14 protein-coding genes are annotated in these 16,597 nt (G+C 39.4%); 9 read left to right on the top strand and 5 right to left on the bottom strand.

Annotation, left to right across the window (positions count from 1 at the left end; all coding sequences use genetic code 11):
- The first annotated feature begins 800 nt into the window (after positions 1–800).
- Positions 801–3,464, top strand: coding sequence for a TonB-dependent siderophore receptor (locus H6G75_RS11175; protein ID WP_190980009.1), 2,664 nt, complete (start codon positions 801–803; stop codon positions 3,462–3,464).
- Between the two features lie 147 nt (positions 3,465–3,611).
- Positions 3,612–4,616 (top strand): iron-siderophore ABC transporter substrate-binding protein, encoded by a 1,005-nt coding sequence (locus H6G75_RS11170; RefSeq protein WP_190980008.1) that lies wholly within the window; start codon positions 3,612–3,614, stop codon positions 4,614–4,616.
- A gap of 21 nt (positions 4,617–4,637) precedes the next feature.
- Here H6G75_RS11170 and H6G75_RS11165 read toward each other — a convergent pair whose 3' ends face one another.
- A complete protein-coding gene (locus H6G75_RS11165; protein WP_190980007.1) occupies positions 4,638–5,384 on the bottom strand; it encodes a phosphatase PAP2 family protein in 747 nt (248 codons plus the stop codon).
- Between the two features lie 95 nt (positions 5,385–5,479).
- Entirely contained in the window at positions 5,480–6,769 is a 1,290-nt protein-coding gene (gene hisD, locus H6G75_RS11160; RefSeq protein ID WP_190980006.1) for a histidinol dehydrogenase, read from the bottom strand.
- A gap of 241 nt (positions 6,770–7,010) precedes the next feature.
- On the opposite strand from hisD, the gene H6G75_RS11155 reads away from it, so the two are divergent.
- Both H6G75_RS11155 and H6G75_RS11150 read left to right on the top strand, forming a co-directional pair.
- On the top strand, positions 7,011–7,427 hold the full coding sequence (locus H6G75_RS11155; RefSeq protein WP_190980005.1) for a XisH family protein: 417 nt from the start codon (positions 7,011–7,013) through the stop codon (positions 7,425–7,427).
- Positions 7,415–7,750, top strand: coding sequence for a XisI protein (locus tag H6G75_RS11150; RefSeq protein WP_190980004.1), 336 nt, complete (start codon positions 7,415–7,417; stop codon positions 7,748–7,750). Before H6G75_RS11155 ends, H6G75_RS11150 begins: the two co-directional genes overlap by 13 nt.
- A 100-nt stretch (positions 7,751–7,850) precedes the next feature.
- Here the strand turns inward: H6G75_RS11150 and H6G75_RS11145 are convergent, their stop codons facing one another.
- On the bottom strand, positions 7,851–8,675 hold the full coding sequence (locus tag H6G75_RS11145) for a M90 family metallopeptidase (protein ID WP_190980003.1): 825 nt from the start codon (positions 8,673–8,675) through the stop codon (positions 7,851–7,853).
- A gap of 100 nt (positions 8,676–8,775) precedes the next feature.
- On the opposite strand from H6G75_RS11145, the gene H6G75_RS11140 reads away from it, so the two are divergent.
- The 3 genes from H6G75_RS11140 (at position 8,776) to H6G75_RS11130 (ending at position 11,569) form a co-directional block, all read left to right on the top strand.
- Complete coding sequence (locus H6G75_RS11140) at positions 8,776–9,435, top strand: Uma2 family endonuclease (RefSeq protein WP_190980002.1); 660 nt, start codon at positions 8,776–8,778, stop codon at positions 9,433–9,435.
- A 126-nt stretch (positions 9,436–9,561) separates the two neighbouring features.
- Positions 9,562–11,073: a threonine ammonia-lyase, biosynthetic gene (gene ilvA / locus H6G75_RS11135; RefSeq protein ID WP_190980001.1), complete on the top strand. Its 1,512-nt coding sequence runs from the start codon at positions 9,562–9,564 to the stop codon at positions 11,071–11,073.
- Between the two features lie 124 nt (positions 11,074–11,197).
- Positions 11,198–11,569, top strand: coding sequence for a zinc ribbon domain-containing protein (locus tag H6G75_RS11130; RefSeq protein WP_190980000.1), 372 nt, complete (start codon positions 11,198–11,200; stop codon positions 11,567–11,569).
- A 164-nt stretch (positions 11,570–11,733) separates the two neighbouring features.
- On the opposite strand, the gene H6G75_RS11125 is transcribed toward H6G75_RS11130, so the two are convergent.
- Positions 11,734–12,420 carry an HAD family hydrolase gene (locus H6G75_RS11125; RefSeq protein ID WP_190979999.1) on the bottom strand — a complete coding sequence of 229 codons (687 nt, stop codon included), beginning with the start codon at positions 12,418–12,420 and terminating at the stop codon, positions 11,734–11,736.
- A 40-nt stretch (positions 12,421–12,460) separates the two neighbouring features.
- A complete protein-coding gene (locus tag H6G75_RS11120) occupies positions 12,461–13,546 on the bottom strand; it encodes a DMT family transporter (protein ID WP_313934827.1) in 1,086 nt (361 codons plus the stop codon).
- A 583-nt stretch (positions 13,547–14,129) separates the two neighbouring features.
- On the opposite strand from H6G75_RS11120, the gene H6G75_RS11115 reads away from it, so the two are divergent.
- On the top strand, positions 14,130–14,519 hold the full coding sequence (locus H6G75_RS11115) for an aegerolysin family protein (RefSeq protein ID WP_190979998.1): 390 nt from the start codon (positions 14,130–14,132) through the stop codon (positions 14,517–14,519).
- A gap of 164 nt (positions 14,520–14,683) precedes the next feature.
- A complete protein-coding gene (locus H6G75_RS11110; RefSeq protein ID WP_190979997.1) occupies positions 14,684–16,579 on the top strand; it encodes an MAC/perforin domain-containing protein in 1,896 nt (631 codons plus the stop codon).
- Positions 16,580–16,597 lie beyond the last annotated feature (18 nt).

Raw genomic sequence — 16,597 nt, 5'->3', positions numbered from 1 at the left:
ACAAGGTTTAGCCAGGGTTAGCTCATTTTCTGGAATACCCGATTCAAGTTAACCCTACCTGGGAATCCTCCCATCTAGCACCCCCTAAGAACAGCTACCAACAAAGGTTTTCGTGCAGAACATACTCCAAGCCTGAAACTCCGCAATTAACCCCCTGAATTTAACAGAGTTAGATAAAATCACCCTGTTAGCTACAACTGCAAAGGGTTTATCTCTTGCGTGAGTCAACCACTAACAGCACTCAAAGTCTGATTTGCAAAGATTTCTTCTAAAAATAAGTCTCAATATTATTGAGATTTACTTTCACTTAACATCTATCAACTTAACGAGAATTAGTTGCTTTAGCAATAGGGTTAATATATTAATTAATTATCAATAAACTTATAAAACATCATTTTTACCTATTTGAGAAATCCCCTGTGTCTAAAGCTAGGCTACATAGTAAAAACTTGACGAATCAGCAATTAAATGCGTAGTAACATTCATCTCATAGACCACTATATATATTTATCCCAAGATTTTTGGTGGGTTGACATATCACTTAACTCTCTCTAGAGAAAGTAACTGTAGCAATTATCATGGTTTAAATCTGTGTATCAAGCAAGCATACTACATCAGCATAAGTCCCGATTTGTAACCAGATAATAGACTGCTAATTGAAATAAATTCTCTACTATCTTGTGTTTTGTATTACTTCATACTATGATTAAACTCACTGAAAGTTAGTTGACAATAACTGTCACTAGTTGCTGTTCGTCTTCGGTAACGAGCAGGTGATTTTATTAGGTATGGGGACATCAATGAAAATAGACCAATTATTTCGCAGCCTTTTGCTGACAAGTGCGATTGTTTGTTTGATTGGCACTGCCGTTAAAGCCGAGGACGTAGAAGAAGATGGAATAGTCCAACCCTTAGCTCTCAAGGGAGAACAGTTAAGAGCTAAAAAATTAACTAATAATATTCCCCAACTGAGTGAAATCAAACTACCTGGGACTAACGCCTGGATGTTGGTACAAACACCAACCACCCCTACAAATCCAGAACCCAACAGTCAGACTCAAGTTGTACCAATTACAGGAGTCAAAGCAACTCCCACAGATAAAGGTGTGGAGATCATTTTAGAGACTACTGCGGGAGAACAACTGCAAGTTGTTAATCGTAGTAGCGGTAATAATTTTATTGCAGACATTCCTAACGCTCAGTTGCGTTTACCATCGGGTGATACTTACACATTTCGCTCCGATAAACCTCTGACAGAAATTACGGAAATCACAGTTACCAATGTTGATACAAATACTGTGCGCGTGACTGTAGTGGGAGAGAAAGCAGCACCGACAGTTGAGTTGTTTGATGATAATACAGGTTTGATTTTTGCTGTAGCATCAACAACAACGGCAATGCAACCTAGCACACAGCCAGCACCAGAACAGCCAGCCAGTGAAACCCCTTCAGAAACACCATCAGCGCCGCCGGATGAACCGATTGAGTTGGTAGTAACGGGAGAACAAGATACATATCGTGTACCGGAAGCGAGTACGGTGACGCGGACGGATACACCACTGCGAGATATTCCCCAATCGATTCAGATTATTCCCCAAGAAGTGTTGCGGGATCAACGCGCTGATACTTCCACCGCGCTTTTGAATGCTCCCAGTGTGCGTAACTCCGCACCTTCTAACTTTGACTCATTGCGGTTGCGAGTGCGAGGATTTCTTAGCCAACCTACTCTTGATGGGATTAAAGAGACTAATGGTTTTGGTTCTAATGTTGGGCCTGATCTGACAGGAATCGAAAGAATCGAAGTTTTGCAAGGCCCCAACTCAGTTTTATTTGGATCAACCTCTCCAGGGGGAACAGTCAACTTTGTCACAAAACAGCCTCTACGAGATCCTTACTATTTTGTCGAAGCAACTGTAGGTAGTTTTGATTTTTATCGTGGTGAGGTGGATTTGTCTGGGCCATTGGACGAAGATAAGAAGGCTCTATATCGACTGAACGCATCTTATCGGGATCAAGGGTTTTTTACTGACCGCAGTCAAACGAGAAACTTAGTAATTGCACCTGTTTTGAGTTTGGCATTAACCGAGAATACAAATCTGGCCATTGAAGCAACTTATAAATATCTAGAGCAGGAAGACTACAATTTGGGCTTACCTGCATTGGGAACCATCTTTACAAATCCTAATGGTCAAATACCCCGGAGCCGGATTACAAATGAAGGCGACCTGGATGTGACAAATGCCAGGATTGGATATCGCTTAGAGCATAAATTTAATGAGAATTGGTCGATTAATAATACTTTTCGATATGGATACCTGAACTATGATGCTTCTGGAGTCAATATCGGTACTCGCCTTTTAGCTGATAATCGGACACTCCTGAGAACATCCAACGATTTCAATGATCGGTATCGTGACTTTAGATTGACAACGAATGTAATTGGTAAGTTTGATACGGGTTCAATCAAGCATCAATTACTATTTGGTGTCGATTTAGGTAGGCTAAACAATACCTTAAAATTTACAGGTAGATCAGGCGCATCTATTGACATCTTTAATCCTGTTTACGGTCAAGCGCGTGGAGATGTGACATTTGAGCTTGATACTAAAACAGTAACTGATGAGCTTGGGATTGTCTTACAAGATCAAGTAGCGATCGCAGATAATTTAAAGCTACTCGTCAGCGGCCGATTTGATGTCTTCACCCAAACTGACCAAGACTTTCTTGCGGGTACAGAAAGCAGTCAAACTGTTAGTGCTTGGAGTCCGCGTGTGGGCATTGTGTATCAGCCAATCCAACCGATTTCTCTGTATGCCAACTACAGTCGCTCCTTTGAGCCAGCGATTGGTAGAGCCTTTGACGGTAGGGAATTTGAACCTACAAGGGGTACACAGTATGAGGTTGGGGTAAAAGCAGATTTGAATAGTCGGCTTTCAACTACCCTAGCTTTTTATGACATTACCCAATCGAATGTTTTAACTGACGATCCCAATAATGTTGGCTTTTCGATTCAAACTGGAGAACAGCGCAGTCAAGGTCTAGAATTCAGCATTGCTGGGGAAATTTTACCGGGATGGAATGTCTTTGCTAGTTATGCCTACAACGATGCTCGTGTGACAGCAGATAATAGCATTCCCGTTGGCAGTCGCGTACTCCAGACAACTCCTCATGCTGCTAGTTTATGGACAACCTACGAAATTCAACGAGGCAATTTGCAGGGATTAGGTTTCGGTTTAGGATTGTTTTATGTGGGCGATCGCGCAGGAGATAATGGGAATACATTTGAAGTTCCTAGCTATGTAACAACTAATGCTGCTGTCTTCTACAAACAAGACGGATTCCGTGCTGCAATCAATATCAGAAACCTCTTTGACGTAGACTATTTTGAAAATTCTTTCAATCGTTTGCGAGTCTCTTATGGTGAACCATTTACAGTCCAAGGTACTATTTCTTGGACGTTTTGATAATTGAATTTGTCAGAATTCAGGAGTCAGAATGTTGAGAAATTGAGGTAAATTCTGTTCAATGTTTATTGAGATTCTGAATTATGACTCCTGAATTCTAATTATTTCTGAAGATGTTATTCATCTTGTGATATCCAGCGCCAATTTATGAAATTTATTTCACGTCACTTTATTTCCCTATTTTTGTGCGGAATTTTAACATTTACACTTGTTTGGTTTGTTAGTCAAAGTGTGACTCCAAAAGTCAGTAACTCCAACTTTCTACAAAAAAGTGTCGCATGTCGAGTAGTTCAGCATGTCAAAGGAGAAAGTTGTATTCCTCTTAACCCAAAACGAATTGTTACCTTAGATTTCAATAGTTTTGCTGCTGTTTTAGCTTTAGATATCAAGCCGATCGCAACTTGGATAACCAATGAAATCGAAAGTGATTTTGATTACTTTCAAGGAAAAGCCGATGGAGTAGAAATTATCCGCAGTTCCAGTGGTCAAATTAATTTAGAGAAACTTCTCTTGCTGCGTCCCGACTTAATTATAGTTGTATCTCAACCATTCTTTAACAGAATCTATCAATACACCTCGCAAATTGCACCTACAGTAGTTTTACCTTGGATAGAAACTAAAGGAAATTGGCAACAACATATTCAAGATGTAGCAAATGTTTTTCAAAGAACACAAACAGCTACAGAACTTATGAATAAATATAATCAAAATATTCATAAATTAAAGCAGATAATTAATCATAATCAGCAAAAAATTCGGATATCATTTGCTTATGTGGCGGCTGGAAAATTAGTGCTAACTCGGAAACAATCTTTTGCTGGCAAAATTTTGGAAGATATTGGATTATTAAATCCAATTTTCGCAGAATCAGGTGATACAGATTTAGCGATTTCGGAGGAAATTTTACCGAAGATTAACAGCGATATACTATTTATTGCGTCTCTACGCAAAGATGATAAATTTGTGATTCAGAAGCTGCAACAAAAACCTCTATGGTCAAAACTCAAATCTGTGCAGCAAAATCAAGTATATTTAGTTGATTTTTCGGTCTGGCGTGGACTGAATATTCTGGCAGCTTATGAGGTACTAGATCAGCTTTATCAATCTCTCTTAAAAATTAGCCAATTTGCTTTTAACCATTGTGTGGTTTAGTTGGTGAATAATAACTGGACTTCAATCCACTAAATTTTCCTTTTCTTCTGGAAGTAAAGTGGTTTCTGCTGTGGGTTGCACACCAGGGACAGGTACAGCTTTTACTAGATGAGGTTTAATAATTATACTCACGCCAGTTCCCCAAGCGATCGCCACCATCCAACCTGCGAGAATATCGCTAGGAAAGTGAACACCCAAATACAGGCGTGTCCAGGCAATAGTTAATATATACAAGCTACCAACAATCCACACCACCCAGCGCCAGGAACTCTGCCAAGCTAAAATTAACAAGATAATCGCCAGGGTAGTACTCGTCATAGCATGGCCGCTAGGAAACGAAAAATCTAACTCTGGGGCGAGGGATGTCCAAAAATCTGGGCGGAGACGATGCCATAATTCCTTGGCTGTGCGGTTGATAAAGGCACTTCCCAAGGCGGTGATGAGTAGGTAAACTAGCGATCGCCAGCGTTTTTGCCAGAGTAATATCAGGGCAATTGTAGTTAAAATTGGCAGAACAGTCCAAAACGACCCTAACTTAGTTAGCGTCACCGCCAGAGTATCTAACTGGGGGTTAGCTGTAGAGTGAACCGCCAACAAAATTGGCACATCCCAAGGGAAGCCAGCTTGATATTGCCAAACTTGGACTGCCAAAACTTGAAATATCTGCAATGGTAAATATACCCCAAGAAATAGGAGTAAAAGCGATCGCCAACGAGCAACCAGCAAATTCTTGATAAAAGAAACAGGTGTCCTTTTCTCTGCATCCATATCAACTTTTGTTTTTTATACGAGGGATGACCAAGCTTTTCAAGAGTGCTGAGTAAAAAGCAAAATTAATTACACTCAGCACTTTCAACTCAGCACTATTCAGGTGATTGCAAACGTACAGCCACACTCCCCGCATGGGCTGGTAAACCTTCCGCCTCAGCTAAAGTCACCGCAGCTTTACCAATTTCTTGCAACGCGGCTTGATTGCATTCTAAATAAGTAATGCGTTTGAGAAAATCGTACACACTCAAACCAGAAGCAAACCGCGCCGAACGGGAAGTTGGTAAGACATGGTTAGGGCCGCCCAAATAATCACCTATCGCTTCTGGCGTGTAGCGTCCTAAAAATAAACTGCCGGCGCATTTAATTTGACTAGCTAGTAACTGCGGGTTATCAACACATAACTCAACGTGTTCAGGAGCCAATTGATTCAGCAATGGTATACTCTCTGCCAAATCACTCACTACAATAACTGCCCCATGATTTTGCCAACTAGCAGTTGCTACTGCTTGAGTAGACAGCTTGGTCAGAACTAATTCAACGGCGGTGATAACTTGCTGGGCGAAAGTTTCTGAATCAGTAATTAAAATAGATTGGGCGCTTGGGTCATGTTCTGCTTGCGATAATAAATCCCAAGCTATCCACTCTGGGTTATTTTTATCATCAGCTACCACCAAAATTTCCGAAGGGCCAGCGATGCTGTCAATACCCACAGTTCCGAATACCTGCCGTTTGGCTTCCGCAACATAAGCATTACCAGGGCCAACAACTTTATCTACAGGTTTAATAGTTTCTGTGCCGTAGGCGAGGGCGGCTACTGCTTGCGCCCCACCAATACCATATATTTCTGTTACCCCAGCCACCTGCGCCGCCGCTAACACAGCCGGGTTAATTTCACCCCGTGGCATAGGTACTGTCATGACAATGCGTTCTACTCCGGCAATTTTGGCAGGTAAAGCATTCATCAACACCGAACTGGGATAGCTGGCGCGTCCACCAGGGACGTAAATACCAACTTGCGAGAGAGAAACCCAATTTAAACCGAGTTTTACCCCTGTTGCATCGGTGTAACCAATATCTTGGGGTAGTTGTTTTTGGTGAAAGCTGCTAATGCGTTCGGCGGCTAATTCCAGGGCGGCTTTGACATCAGCAGGACATTTGGCGGCTTGGGCGGCGATAAAATCAACACTCAGATGCAAAGATTCCGGGCTGAAATGGTCGAAACGGCTAGTATATTCCTTAACTGCGGCATCACCCCGCACTTTTACATCAGCCAGAATGCCGCGTACTGTACCACTAACATCAACCGTGGCTTCCCGGCGATTATTGACGAGTGCTTGGAACGCGGTGGAAAAATCTGTGTCAGTTGTTTTAAGTAGCTGCATGGACAATATCTTTGAAATCAGTGCAGGTTAGCAGTCAGGATATTAATTAGTGTAGAGTATGAGGCGATCGCCCGGTGGGGTTGCTGGTAAATCTTGAAAGGATTTGACTCCTGAGCTAGTTTTTGGCTAACGGAAAATAGATAAGTGATTGCAGTTTCAGTTTCATCGATAGCACAACAGGTTTAACCTAACACAGTGCATAATTTATAGATAGAATGCTTCAAAGTCCGGCAAATAGATTATGTCAGCGAAGGATAAATTTCACAATATTGTGAAATCAGCATTACAAAAAGATGGTTGGTTAATTACTGATGACCCCCTGTACATTAGCTTTGGTGGAGTGCAAATGTATATTGATTTGGGGGCTGAGAAACTAATTGCTGCTGAAAAAAATGGTCAAAAAATTGCTGTTGAAATCAAAAGTTTTATTAGTACATCAGCCATCGCTGATTTTCATACTGCCTTTGGTCAATTTCTCAACTACCGTACTGCATTGAGACAAAAACAACCAGAACGTATTTTATATTTAGCAGTTAACCTAGAAACGTACAACGATTTTTTCATGCTTCCCTTTACCCAAATGCAAATTCAAGAATATCAAGTCAAGTTGTTAATTTATGATGTTGATACTCAGGAGATCGTAAGATGGCAAAACTAGATAAATATCGGCAGTATGTTCAGCAACTCCTAACAAAATATGCCAGTTATAAACCTGCTTATGGAGATATTGAAGTAGAAACTATTTTTGACACAGAACGCAATCATTATCAAATTGTCCATATCGGTTGGGAAAATAAATGTCGTGTTTATGGCTGTTCAATGCACATCGACATCAAAAATGAAAAAATTTGGATTCAGTGGAACTCAACTGAAATAGACATAGCGGATGAATTAGTAAAAATGGGAGTACCAAAGCAAGATATTGTAGTTGGCTTTCATTCACCTTCTATGCGGAAGTTTACAGATTTCGCAGTCGGTTAAAAGATATTGGGTGTTGCTGATTAGTAAGATGATTTTGACTTCACGCAGAGACGCAGAGGCACGGAGAAAAAGAGTTTGAGAATCGCACCCGTCCAAATATCTAAACCCACTGCGCTGGATATACTTGATAATAGCGTTGCAACAACTCATAAAGCTGCGAATGTTTCTCTAACAATTGCTGTGGCTTCTCAAAAAAAGTCTCAGTCGCTACGGCAAAAAATTCGGCGGGATTAGTCGCGCCATAACTATCAATTACAGTTTTAATATCTTGTTGAATATCACTACAAAGTTGTTGATATTGTGCTGTCATTACTTGCGACCAAACAAGATAATCTGATTTGTTGGGTAAAATCGGTACCCCTTCCGCTTTACCATCTTCTTGATCTAATTGATGGGCAAATTCATGCAGCACAACATTATGTCCATCACTCCAATTTTGGGTGTCTCTTTGCACCTGTTCCCAAGATAAAATGACTTGGTCTTTTACCCAAGATTCTCCTAGTCTGGCATCGCGTCTTTCTTCTACAACATAATCACTTACAGCCACAGTTTGATTGACAAAATAAGTGCTGGGATAAATCAAAATTGAGCGCAATTTAGGAAAGTATTCGCCGCGTTCATTTAATAGGAGTAAACAAGCAACAGCCGCAATCGTAATTTTCATTTCTGCTGTGACTTGCAAGCCTTGACAGCCAATAAATTGTTTTTCTGCTAAAAAGACTTGAATATGTCCTTGTAGCCGTCGGCGTTCTTCGGAAGTCAGGCGTAAGTAAATCGGGAGATTATTTTCAATAACAGCACTCCACAGTGGTGGAAAAGGACGCTTTTTAATGCGATTTCGCCGCCGTTTAGTCAAAATGGGACTGATAAAAATTGCGGTGACAATCAATCCCAGGATGATAAAAATAATAATTGCTGCACCCATTGATTTTGTATGATGCTGTGCTACTGCTAGTTAGTATAGCGATCGCACCGCATCACCAGCCATTACACTAGACACATACCCAGATAACTTCATCCCCGCTATGTCTCTTGCTCAAGATTTCAACACTCGTCAAGACACACCAGAAGATGTTATCTTTCCCCCTGGTGACTTATATAGTGATGAGCCTCCGTTGGAAACTGAACTGCATCTACGACAGATCATCTTACTTTTGAAATGTCTGGAATGGTTGTGGCGGGACAGACAAGACTTTTACGCAGCGGCTAACCTGACAATTTACTACAGTCCTAACCAGCGCAAATCGGAAGACTTTCGCGGCCCAGATTTTTTTGTAGTCTTAGGAACGGAACGCCGAACAAGAAAAAGTTGGGTAGTTTGGCAAGAAGAGGGCAAATATCCTAACGTAATTGTCGAAATTCTATCGCCAAAAACTGCGGATACCGATAAAGGTTTAAAAAAGCAGATTTATCAAGATACTTTTCGTACCCCTGATTATTTTTGGTTCGACCCAGAGAGTTTAGAATTTGCTGGGTATCATTTGTTAGATGGAGTGTATCAACCTTTAGAACCAAACCCTCAAGGGCATTTGTGGAGTCAACAGTTAAATTTATATTTGGGAATTCATCAAGGATTATTGCGATTTTTTACACCTTCAGGCAAATTAGTTCCCACACCAGAAGAAGTTGCAGAACGTTTAGCTGCGAAATTGCGAGAATTAAATATTGACCCAGACACAATTTAGTTTTTATATCTCTACAACAAATATTTTCCAGCGAAAAGATCCGCGACTTCTCAACAATTCGGAAATCTGAGTACACAACTGCCGTAAAATTAACATCTATCCGGCATCTGCTACCCTTTGACACCCATGCTTTGTGACTACCTAGTACAAATCCTGACCGCCCGTGTGTATGATGTTGCCCAAGAAAGCCCTTTGGAATATGCCCCGAATCTTTCCCAGAGACTGAATAACAAGCTGTTATTAAAGCGGGAAGATATGCAGTCGGTGTTTTCTTTCAAGCTGCGGGGTGCATACAACAAAATGGCAAACTTACCGCCAGATTTGTTAGCACAAGGTGTCATTGCAGCTTCGGCGGGAAATCATGCCCAAGGTGTAGCTTTAGCTGCTAGTCGTTTGGGAACAACTGCGATTATTGTAATGCCTGTAACTACACCCCAAGTCAAGGTAGATGCAGTTAAAGCTAGGGGCGGACAAGTTGTTTTGCATGGCAATACTTACGATGATGCTTATGCTTATGCGCGACAATTAGAAGCCGAAAAAGGTTTAACTTTTATTCATCCTTTTGATGACCCTGATGTCATTGCTGGTCAGGGAACCATCGGGATGGAAATTTTACGACAATATCAGCAACCCATTCACGCCATTTTTGTGGCTATTGGTGGCGGTGGTTTGATTTCGGGAATTGGGGCGTATGTGAAACGGTTACGTCCAGAAATTAAAATTATTGGTGTGGAACCTGTTGATGCTGATGCCATGAACCAATCTTTAAAAGCCGGAAAACGGGTACGGCTGTCGCAAGTTGGTTTGTTTGCCGATGGGGTAGCAGTGCGGGAAGTAGGGGAAGAAACCTTCCGCCTGTGCCAAGAATATGTAGATGAAATTATTTTGGTGGATACAGATGATACCTGTGCGGCAATTAAAGATGTTTTTGAAGATACCCGTTCTATTTTAGAACCTGCGGGGGCATTGGCGATCGCAGCTGCCAAAGCCTACGTCGAACGAGAACAAATTCAAGGACAAACCTTAGTTGCTGTGGCTTGCGGTGCAAATATGAATTTTGACCGCTTGCGGTTTGTGGCTGAACGCGCTGAGTTGGGTGAACGCCGGGAAGCCATATTTGCAGTCGCCATCCCCGAAGAACAGGGGAGTCTGCGGAAGTTTTGCGAATGTATTGGTCAACGCAACTTAACTGAGTTTAATTATCGCATTGCCGATGAGAAGGAAGCCCATATTTTTGTCGGTGTGCAGATTCAAAATCGCGCCGACAAAGCCAAAATGATAGAAACCTTTGAAAACTGCGGCTTTAAAACCATCGATTTAACCGATGATGAACTCACCAAATTACACTTACGCCACATGGTAGGCGGACATTCGCCCCTCGCCCACAATGAATTACTGTATCGCTTTGAGTTTCCCGAACGTCCTGGTGCCTTGATGAAGTTTGTCGGTTCTATGAGTCCTAACTGGAATATTAGTATGTTCCACTATCGCAACAACGGCGCAGACTATGGACGCATTGTTGTGGGGATGCAAGTACCACCCCACGAAATGCAAGAATGGCAAGCTTTTCTCGATACCCTTGGTTATCAGTATTGGGATGAAAGCCAGAATTTGGCATATAAATTATTTTTGGGATAGTACTACAAGGCAAAAGTAAAAAGGCAAAAGTCAGAAGGCAAAAGTCAGAAAGAGATTTCCCTGTTTGTCACGATAAACTAAACTTTCGCTAAAATCAGGGTGTTTACTTATTTGTGGTTAAGTTGTGGCTACTGTATCTTGTCCTCGTTGCCATCAACTCGTTGAGAGTCAGGCTATTACCTGTCCTTATTGCCGAACAACACTCAAAGCTTTTGGTCATCCCGGTATTCCCTTACATCGCGCTACCGGAGACGAATATTTGTGTGATAGTTGCACCTACCACGCTGACGACACTTGCAACTTTCCCCAGCGTCCCTACGCCAAAGACTGTACCCTTTATCAAAATCTTGCCGAGTACCAGTTACAGCAAGAACAACAGCGTCAAGACAACGGTTTTTCTACAACTTTTCAAAGTTGGATAAAACGTAATCAAACTTGGCTGTTGTTACTTGGTTTATTACTCATTTGTTTATTGATAGCTTTGTCAACATCTTAATATTTTGATAAAACTAGTTTTCAAATATCAGCAATTTTCACCACAATGAGGTATATTCATCTAGCCTCTAGCCTCTAGCCTCTATCAACTTATATAGCAGTAGCTAAGTTGGTTAGGAAATCGATAAATAATCAAACTTAGACACCACAAAGTTTTTAACCATATTACCTGTCACCTGCTATACTACACTCAACCGAAAAACGCTGTATCAGCAATTTAGCGATTTCATCTGGTGAATGAACAATAAAATCTGCACCGTGAGTTGTTAATTCTTGCTCAGTTCCATAGCCGTAAGTAACGCCAATTGTTGTTAAATTATTAGCCTTAGCTCCGATGATATCGTGTTTGCGATCGCCCACCATAATTGTACTCGCAGATAACAGATTTTCTTGAACCAAAATATAGTGAATTAAATCAGCTTTCACACTCCGCGTGCCATCAAGTTCACTGCCATAAACCTTATCAAATAATGTTGATAAACCAAAATACTCAATAATTCTTGCTGCATAAATATCAGGTTTAGAAGTTGCTACAAAAGTTTGATAACCAGCCGAGCGAATTACCTTCAGAGTTTCTATAGTCTGCGGATACAGAGTATTTTCAAATAACCCAATTGTGGAAAACCGACTACGATACAGAGAAATTGCTTGTGTAAGTATTGTCTCATCTGAGGTTTGTAATAGTTGAGAAAAACTATCTTTAATTGGCGGGCCAATACACCAACTCAATTCATCAGGTTCTGGTGGTTGATAACCAAGTTCAGATAAGGCAAACTGAATACAACTAGTAATTCCTAACTTCGGGTCTGTCAATGTTCCGTCTAAATCAAACAAGATAGCCTTAGCAAGCATATTTTTTATTTATTGAGGAGATATTTCAGAGGTGCAAAACTCATGAATTACTATGTTTTTCTGCACTTAGTAACGCAATTCCCAATGTCACTACACCAATTCCTAAACTCTGAATTACAGTTAAAGTTTCGCTAATTGTTGCCCATGCAACTAAAGCTGTCAAAGCTGGACTACTAGCAGCAATAATCGAAGCTTTCGTAGCACTAATCATCTGAATTCCTAAATTATTGAAAGTATGTCCAGCAAAGCTGACAATACCCGAAAAAATACTACCAATCCACATTGGTGTCCAATCAAGTTGACTACTGGGAAGAGGCCAGAAAAGTAAGCTAACACCAGAAAGCAGCAAAGTAGAAGCAAAACTAATCCAAGTGAAGGGAACTGGATGAAATTTTTCTAAACATTTTTGGGCGATAACGCCATAGAAAGCATAAACAATTCCAGCACCCACACTTGTGATAATTCCTAAAGTAATAGCAGAACTACTATAACTATTAGAAGATGGCGGAATAGTTAGAACACTACCTACTAAAATAATACCCATTACCAGCCAACGAAAACTTGTCGGGCGATCGCCAAAAAATTTCCAAGCCAACAGTGCAGTAAACACAGGGTAAGAAAAGAACAAAGTTATGGCAATTCCCGTCGGAATCAAACCGATCGCAATGTAGAGTAAGGCAATATACACAAACATTAATACTCCACAGCCACAGGCTTGGCGCAAAACATCCATACGATGATATTTAAAGACATCTTGTAATTCTTTTAACGCTGATGGATATAACTTGAATGCTAGAGCAGCCATGAGTGGAACCACTAGCAGCATCCGCATAAACATCAGCAAAAATGAATTTGGCAAGTCTGGCTTAACGTATCCACCAAGTAAAAACAAGCCAAGTACGAGATGTTCTGAGAATAAAACTCGCACAGTCACGTTGTGAAACGCCAAAACAAAAGCAGATAAAAGAACTGTCAGGATGCCTAACACGCTCAAAAGGTTTCTAAATGACAATCTGATTGTAGTGCTGAAGCCGTTATTTTGCTTGACTAACAGCTCACCAGGCATAATTTTGAGAATTGTTCTAGGGTGCGATCGCATGTTTTCTGCATTAATTTTGATGTACACCTAGTTTTTTTTTCAGTCTAAAGTTATAATTCAGTGTCAGAAAAATCTGCATTTGTTAGCAATTTCCGAAGATAAGCTATGGGTTTTTCCGAAGATAAGAGCCTATCCGAACTTAACAGAGTTACCTCTTGTCAAAATTGACTGGTAAAAAACCTGAATTTCTCTCTATTGTTAGCTTTGACAACTTAGCAATTAATAGTCATTAACTTATTGCTTAAGAGCCTAAACTGCGATTGTCTTCATAGAATTACGCTGTTAAACTAAATTTACTTAGTAAAACAAGCATTAATTTAAAAAATCTAATTATGCCAAGTACCTTAATTAAAGTATAGTCTGATTCAAAAATTTTTGCACAAATAATTACTAATCGTTCAATTGGCTTATCTTGCTATTGATTTTTTGGTAACAATTTGGGAGTCATAATTCAGTCGCCAGAATCCTAGAAAAATCAGAAAAATTCATCAATCAAAATATCAATTATCTGGTGTTTTTTTAACTTCTACCTCCTGAATTATGATTGCTTAATTCTCACCTGTTTTGGGCTTTTAATTGAAAATATACAACAACATCAAAAATGTATATCATGGCTAGTTCACTACAGTTTCACTGTATAATTAACAGTCGTTGTGATGTGCCATTAAAGCTTAAAGAAACTTATCATCGTTTGGGAAGATGGTATCCAGAAGAAACTAATAAACCAAAAGATGTGCCAGCAAAACAAGTGATTAAAGCATTTGCTTCATCTGGTCGCACAGCTTCTTCATCAGGCACAGAAGGATATGTAATTTACCAACTGGGAAATGACCCAAATGCCTGGATAAAAATCTATTGGGATGTACCTTGGCTGACTGGCTCAAACAATAAATTTAAAGTAGAAACCTCTCATGAAGATATCATAGTTCAGCCTGATGGTTTTATTGGCTCTGGCTCAGTAGAAAATGTTCTCTTAAAAGTAGTTGATTTAAGAGATTAAGTAAAGATAGCTCACTCAGTTAATTTATAGGTCTCTATAATAAGCAATTAATCATCTAATTTTCTAGCCTATTCTTTGCTTAATTTTGACATATACACTCATAAAGCTAGTATTTAAAATTCAACTCATAATTATCAATCCCTTATTGAGGACTAAAGGTAAATATGCAACTCCAAGAATTAACAATCAATAATATTAGTCCTCTAAAAAATTGGGATTTAATTAGTAGAGGCTACAATATTCTAGAAATCGATCCATTACATTTAGTTAATAGTTCAGGTTTGAGAATGGTATTTGATTTAGAAGCTACTATTCCCATCCTAGATGGTAATGGACTTAAACCCCCTGAAGTTCTACATATTTTTGAAAGTAGTGGCTTATTAAATTCCACTACAACAGTAATTTTTTCTGCGTATGATATTCAAAAATTTTTGCATCAATGTATCAACTTTGGCGTTAGTGACCCAATAGGAGAATTATTTGCTTATAGCCGCAGTAACACCTATGAAAATATCAGTCAAGAAACGGAATATAATGAGAAAGTCTTAATTTACACTAAAGTAATCATCAATAATTATAAACTCCAGCTAGATAACACCAAGCCTAAAAAATTGAATAGCTATTTTCAAAAATTAGTTGCAGAGGTTTATCATAAATCATCGTTATTAATCCAAGAGTTTGGTACACATTATGCTCATACAGTGTTTTATGGTGGGCAAGCATATCATCAGTTAGCTTTTACAAAAGAAGACTACATCTCAATGGTCGGTAATCATATCAATGTCAAGACCGAAGCCCAAGGCACTTTTGAGATTTTAAAAGTTGGAAACTCGATTGAAAATGCTCCAAATCTACATCATAAATTTCGTGAGCAAATCGCAGATCAATGTAGTCAAATAACTTATAATGGCGGCACTTCATTCCACAGTTTTCATGACTGGGCTAAATCTGTCAAAACTGCTCCCGTACCTATAAAATTAGAATTAGTGCCTATCTATCATTTACTAACAAAAGAATATTTTCCGGAAGATGCAAATATTGAACAAAAACAAATATATCTCAAAAATGAAATAGATAAATACATCATAAATAATGGGCATAATCCATCACAATCAGTTATTCGATATGGTGATGAAATTGAAATGAGTATTGCAGCTCAAGGTCAATCTCGCTATCTTTGTCATACCGACAAAGTTAAATATACTAAGACAGAATCTGATTCGCAATGTCCTAGCAGTAATCAATTATCAAAATACAGATGGAAGATTCTTTCAACTAAGAAAGAAGATATTAATCAACCTGTCAGAAATAATGACTTAGTTGTCCTTCAAAGTCAAGTAACGAACTTTTATTTAGATGCTAAATCAGGAAAAGATGAAACTTATTTTCCAGGTGAGGGATTAACTTTTGCTAACCAAGATAATCCGCAAGTAGTCAGTGCGAAGTGGAAAATTGAGCAGATGAATCTAACTGAACGCCGAGAAGTAGTAGATGGAGACTATTTGAGGCTACAAACTCAATGGCAGAATGATGATGGTGAATATGGTTATTTGAAAGGTGAAACTAGTTTATGCACTCCTGAAGAACAAAAGGAAAGAGTGTTTTCTTTTGGCAAAGGTCGTCATCAAAGTGGCTGTTATTGGAAAGTAAATAAAGTTGGATATCATAACAAATTCACAGCCGAAACATATAACAAAAACAAAAATCATAGAATTACAAAATCATTACAGTTATACTGCACAATCAATAACCGTTGTGATTTACCATTAAAGGTTAAAGAATATCATTATGCAGAACAATGTTGCCAAAATCATGAGTCTAGCCCACCAAAAGATGTAGCAGCAAAACAGGTAATTCAAGTATTGGCTATGTCAGGTACGGAAGGTTATGTTATTTATCAACTGGGAAATGACCCAAATGCCTGGATAAAAATTTTTTGGGATCGAATCAGTGGATTTCAAATAGAAACATTCCATAAAAATATTGTTGTACAGTGTGATGGCTTTATTGGCTCTGCTTTGGTAGAAAATGTACTTCTCAAAGTATCTGATTTTCGATAGTTAGCAATTGTGTAACTG

The organism is Nostoc sp. FACHB-280, from assembly GCF_014697615.1.
Classification (GTDB): Bacteria; Cyanobacteriota; Cyanobacteriia; order Cyanobacteriales; family Nostocaceae; genus Nostoc_B.
The sequence above is the reverse complement of the archived record's forward strand: the minus strand, read 5'-3'. Positions and strand labels throughout refer to the sequence as shown.

Coding starts and splice junctions, on each gene's coding strand:
- H6G75_RS11115 (WP_190979998.1), top strand. CDS start 14,130: ATGGCTAGTTCACTACAGTTTCACTGTATAATTAACAGTCGTTGTGAT.
- H6G75_RS11175 (WP_190980009.1), top strand. CDS start 801: ATGAAAATAGACCAATTATTTCGCAGCCTTTTGCTGACAAGTGCGATT.
- ilvA (WP_190980001.1), top strand. CDS start 9,562: ATGCTTTGTGACTACCTAGTACAAATCCTGACCGCCCGTGTGTATGAT.
- H6G75_RS11155 (WP_190980005.1), top strand. CDS start 7,011: ATGTCAGCGAAGGATAAATTTCACAATATTGTGAAATCAGCATTACAA.
- H6G75_RS11125 (WP_190979999.1), bottom strand. CDS start 12,420: ATGCTTGCTAAGGCTATCTTGTTTGATTTAGACGGAACATTGACAGAC.
- H6G75_RS11145 (WP_190980003.1), bottom strand. CDS start 8,675: ATGGGTGCAGCAATTATTATTTTTATCATCCTGGGATTGATTGTCACC.
- H6G75_RS11110 (WP_190979997.1), top strand. CDS start 14,684: ATGCAACTCCAAGAATTAACAATCAATAATATTAGTCCTCTAAAAAAT.
- H6G75_RS11170 (WP_190980008.1), top strand. CDS start 3,612: ATGAAATTTATTTCACGTCACTTTATTTCCCTATTTTTGTGCGGAATT.
- H6G75_RS11140 (WP_190980002.1), top strand. CDS start 8,776: ATGTCTCTTGCTCAAGATTTCAACACTCGTCAAGACACACCAGAAGAT.
- H6G75_RS11165 (WP_190980007.1), bottom strand. CDS start 5,384: ATGGATGCAGAGAAAAGGACACCTGTTTCTTTTATCAAGAATTTGCTG.
- hisD (WP_190980006.1), bottom strand. CDS start 6,769: ATGCAGCTACTTAAAACAACTGACACAGATTTTTCCACCGCGTTCCAA.
- H6G75_RS11150 (WP_190980004.1), top strand. CDS start 7,415: ATGGCAAAACTAGATAAATATCGGCAGTATGTTCAGCAACTCCTAACA.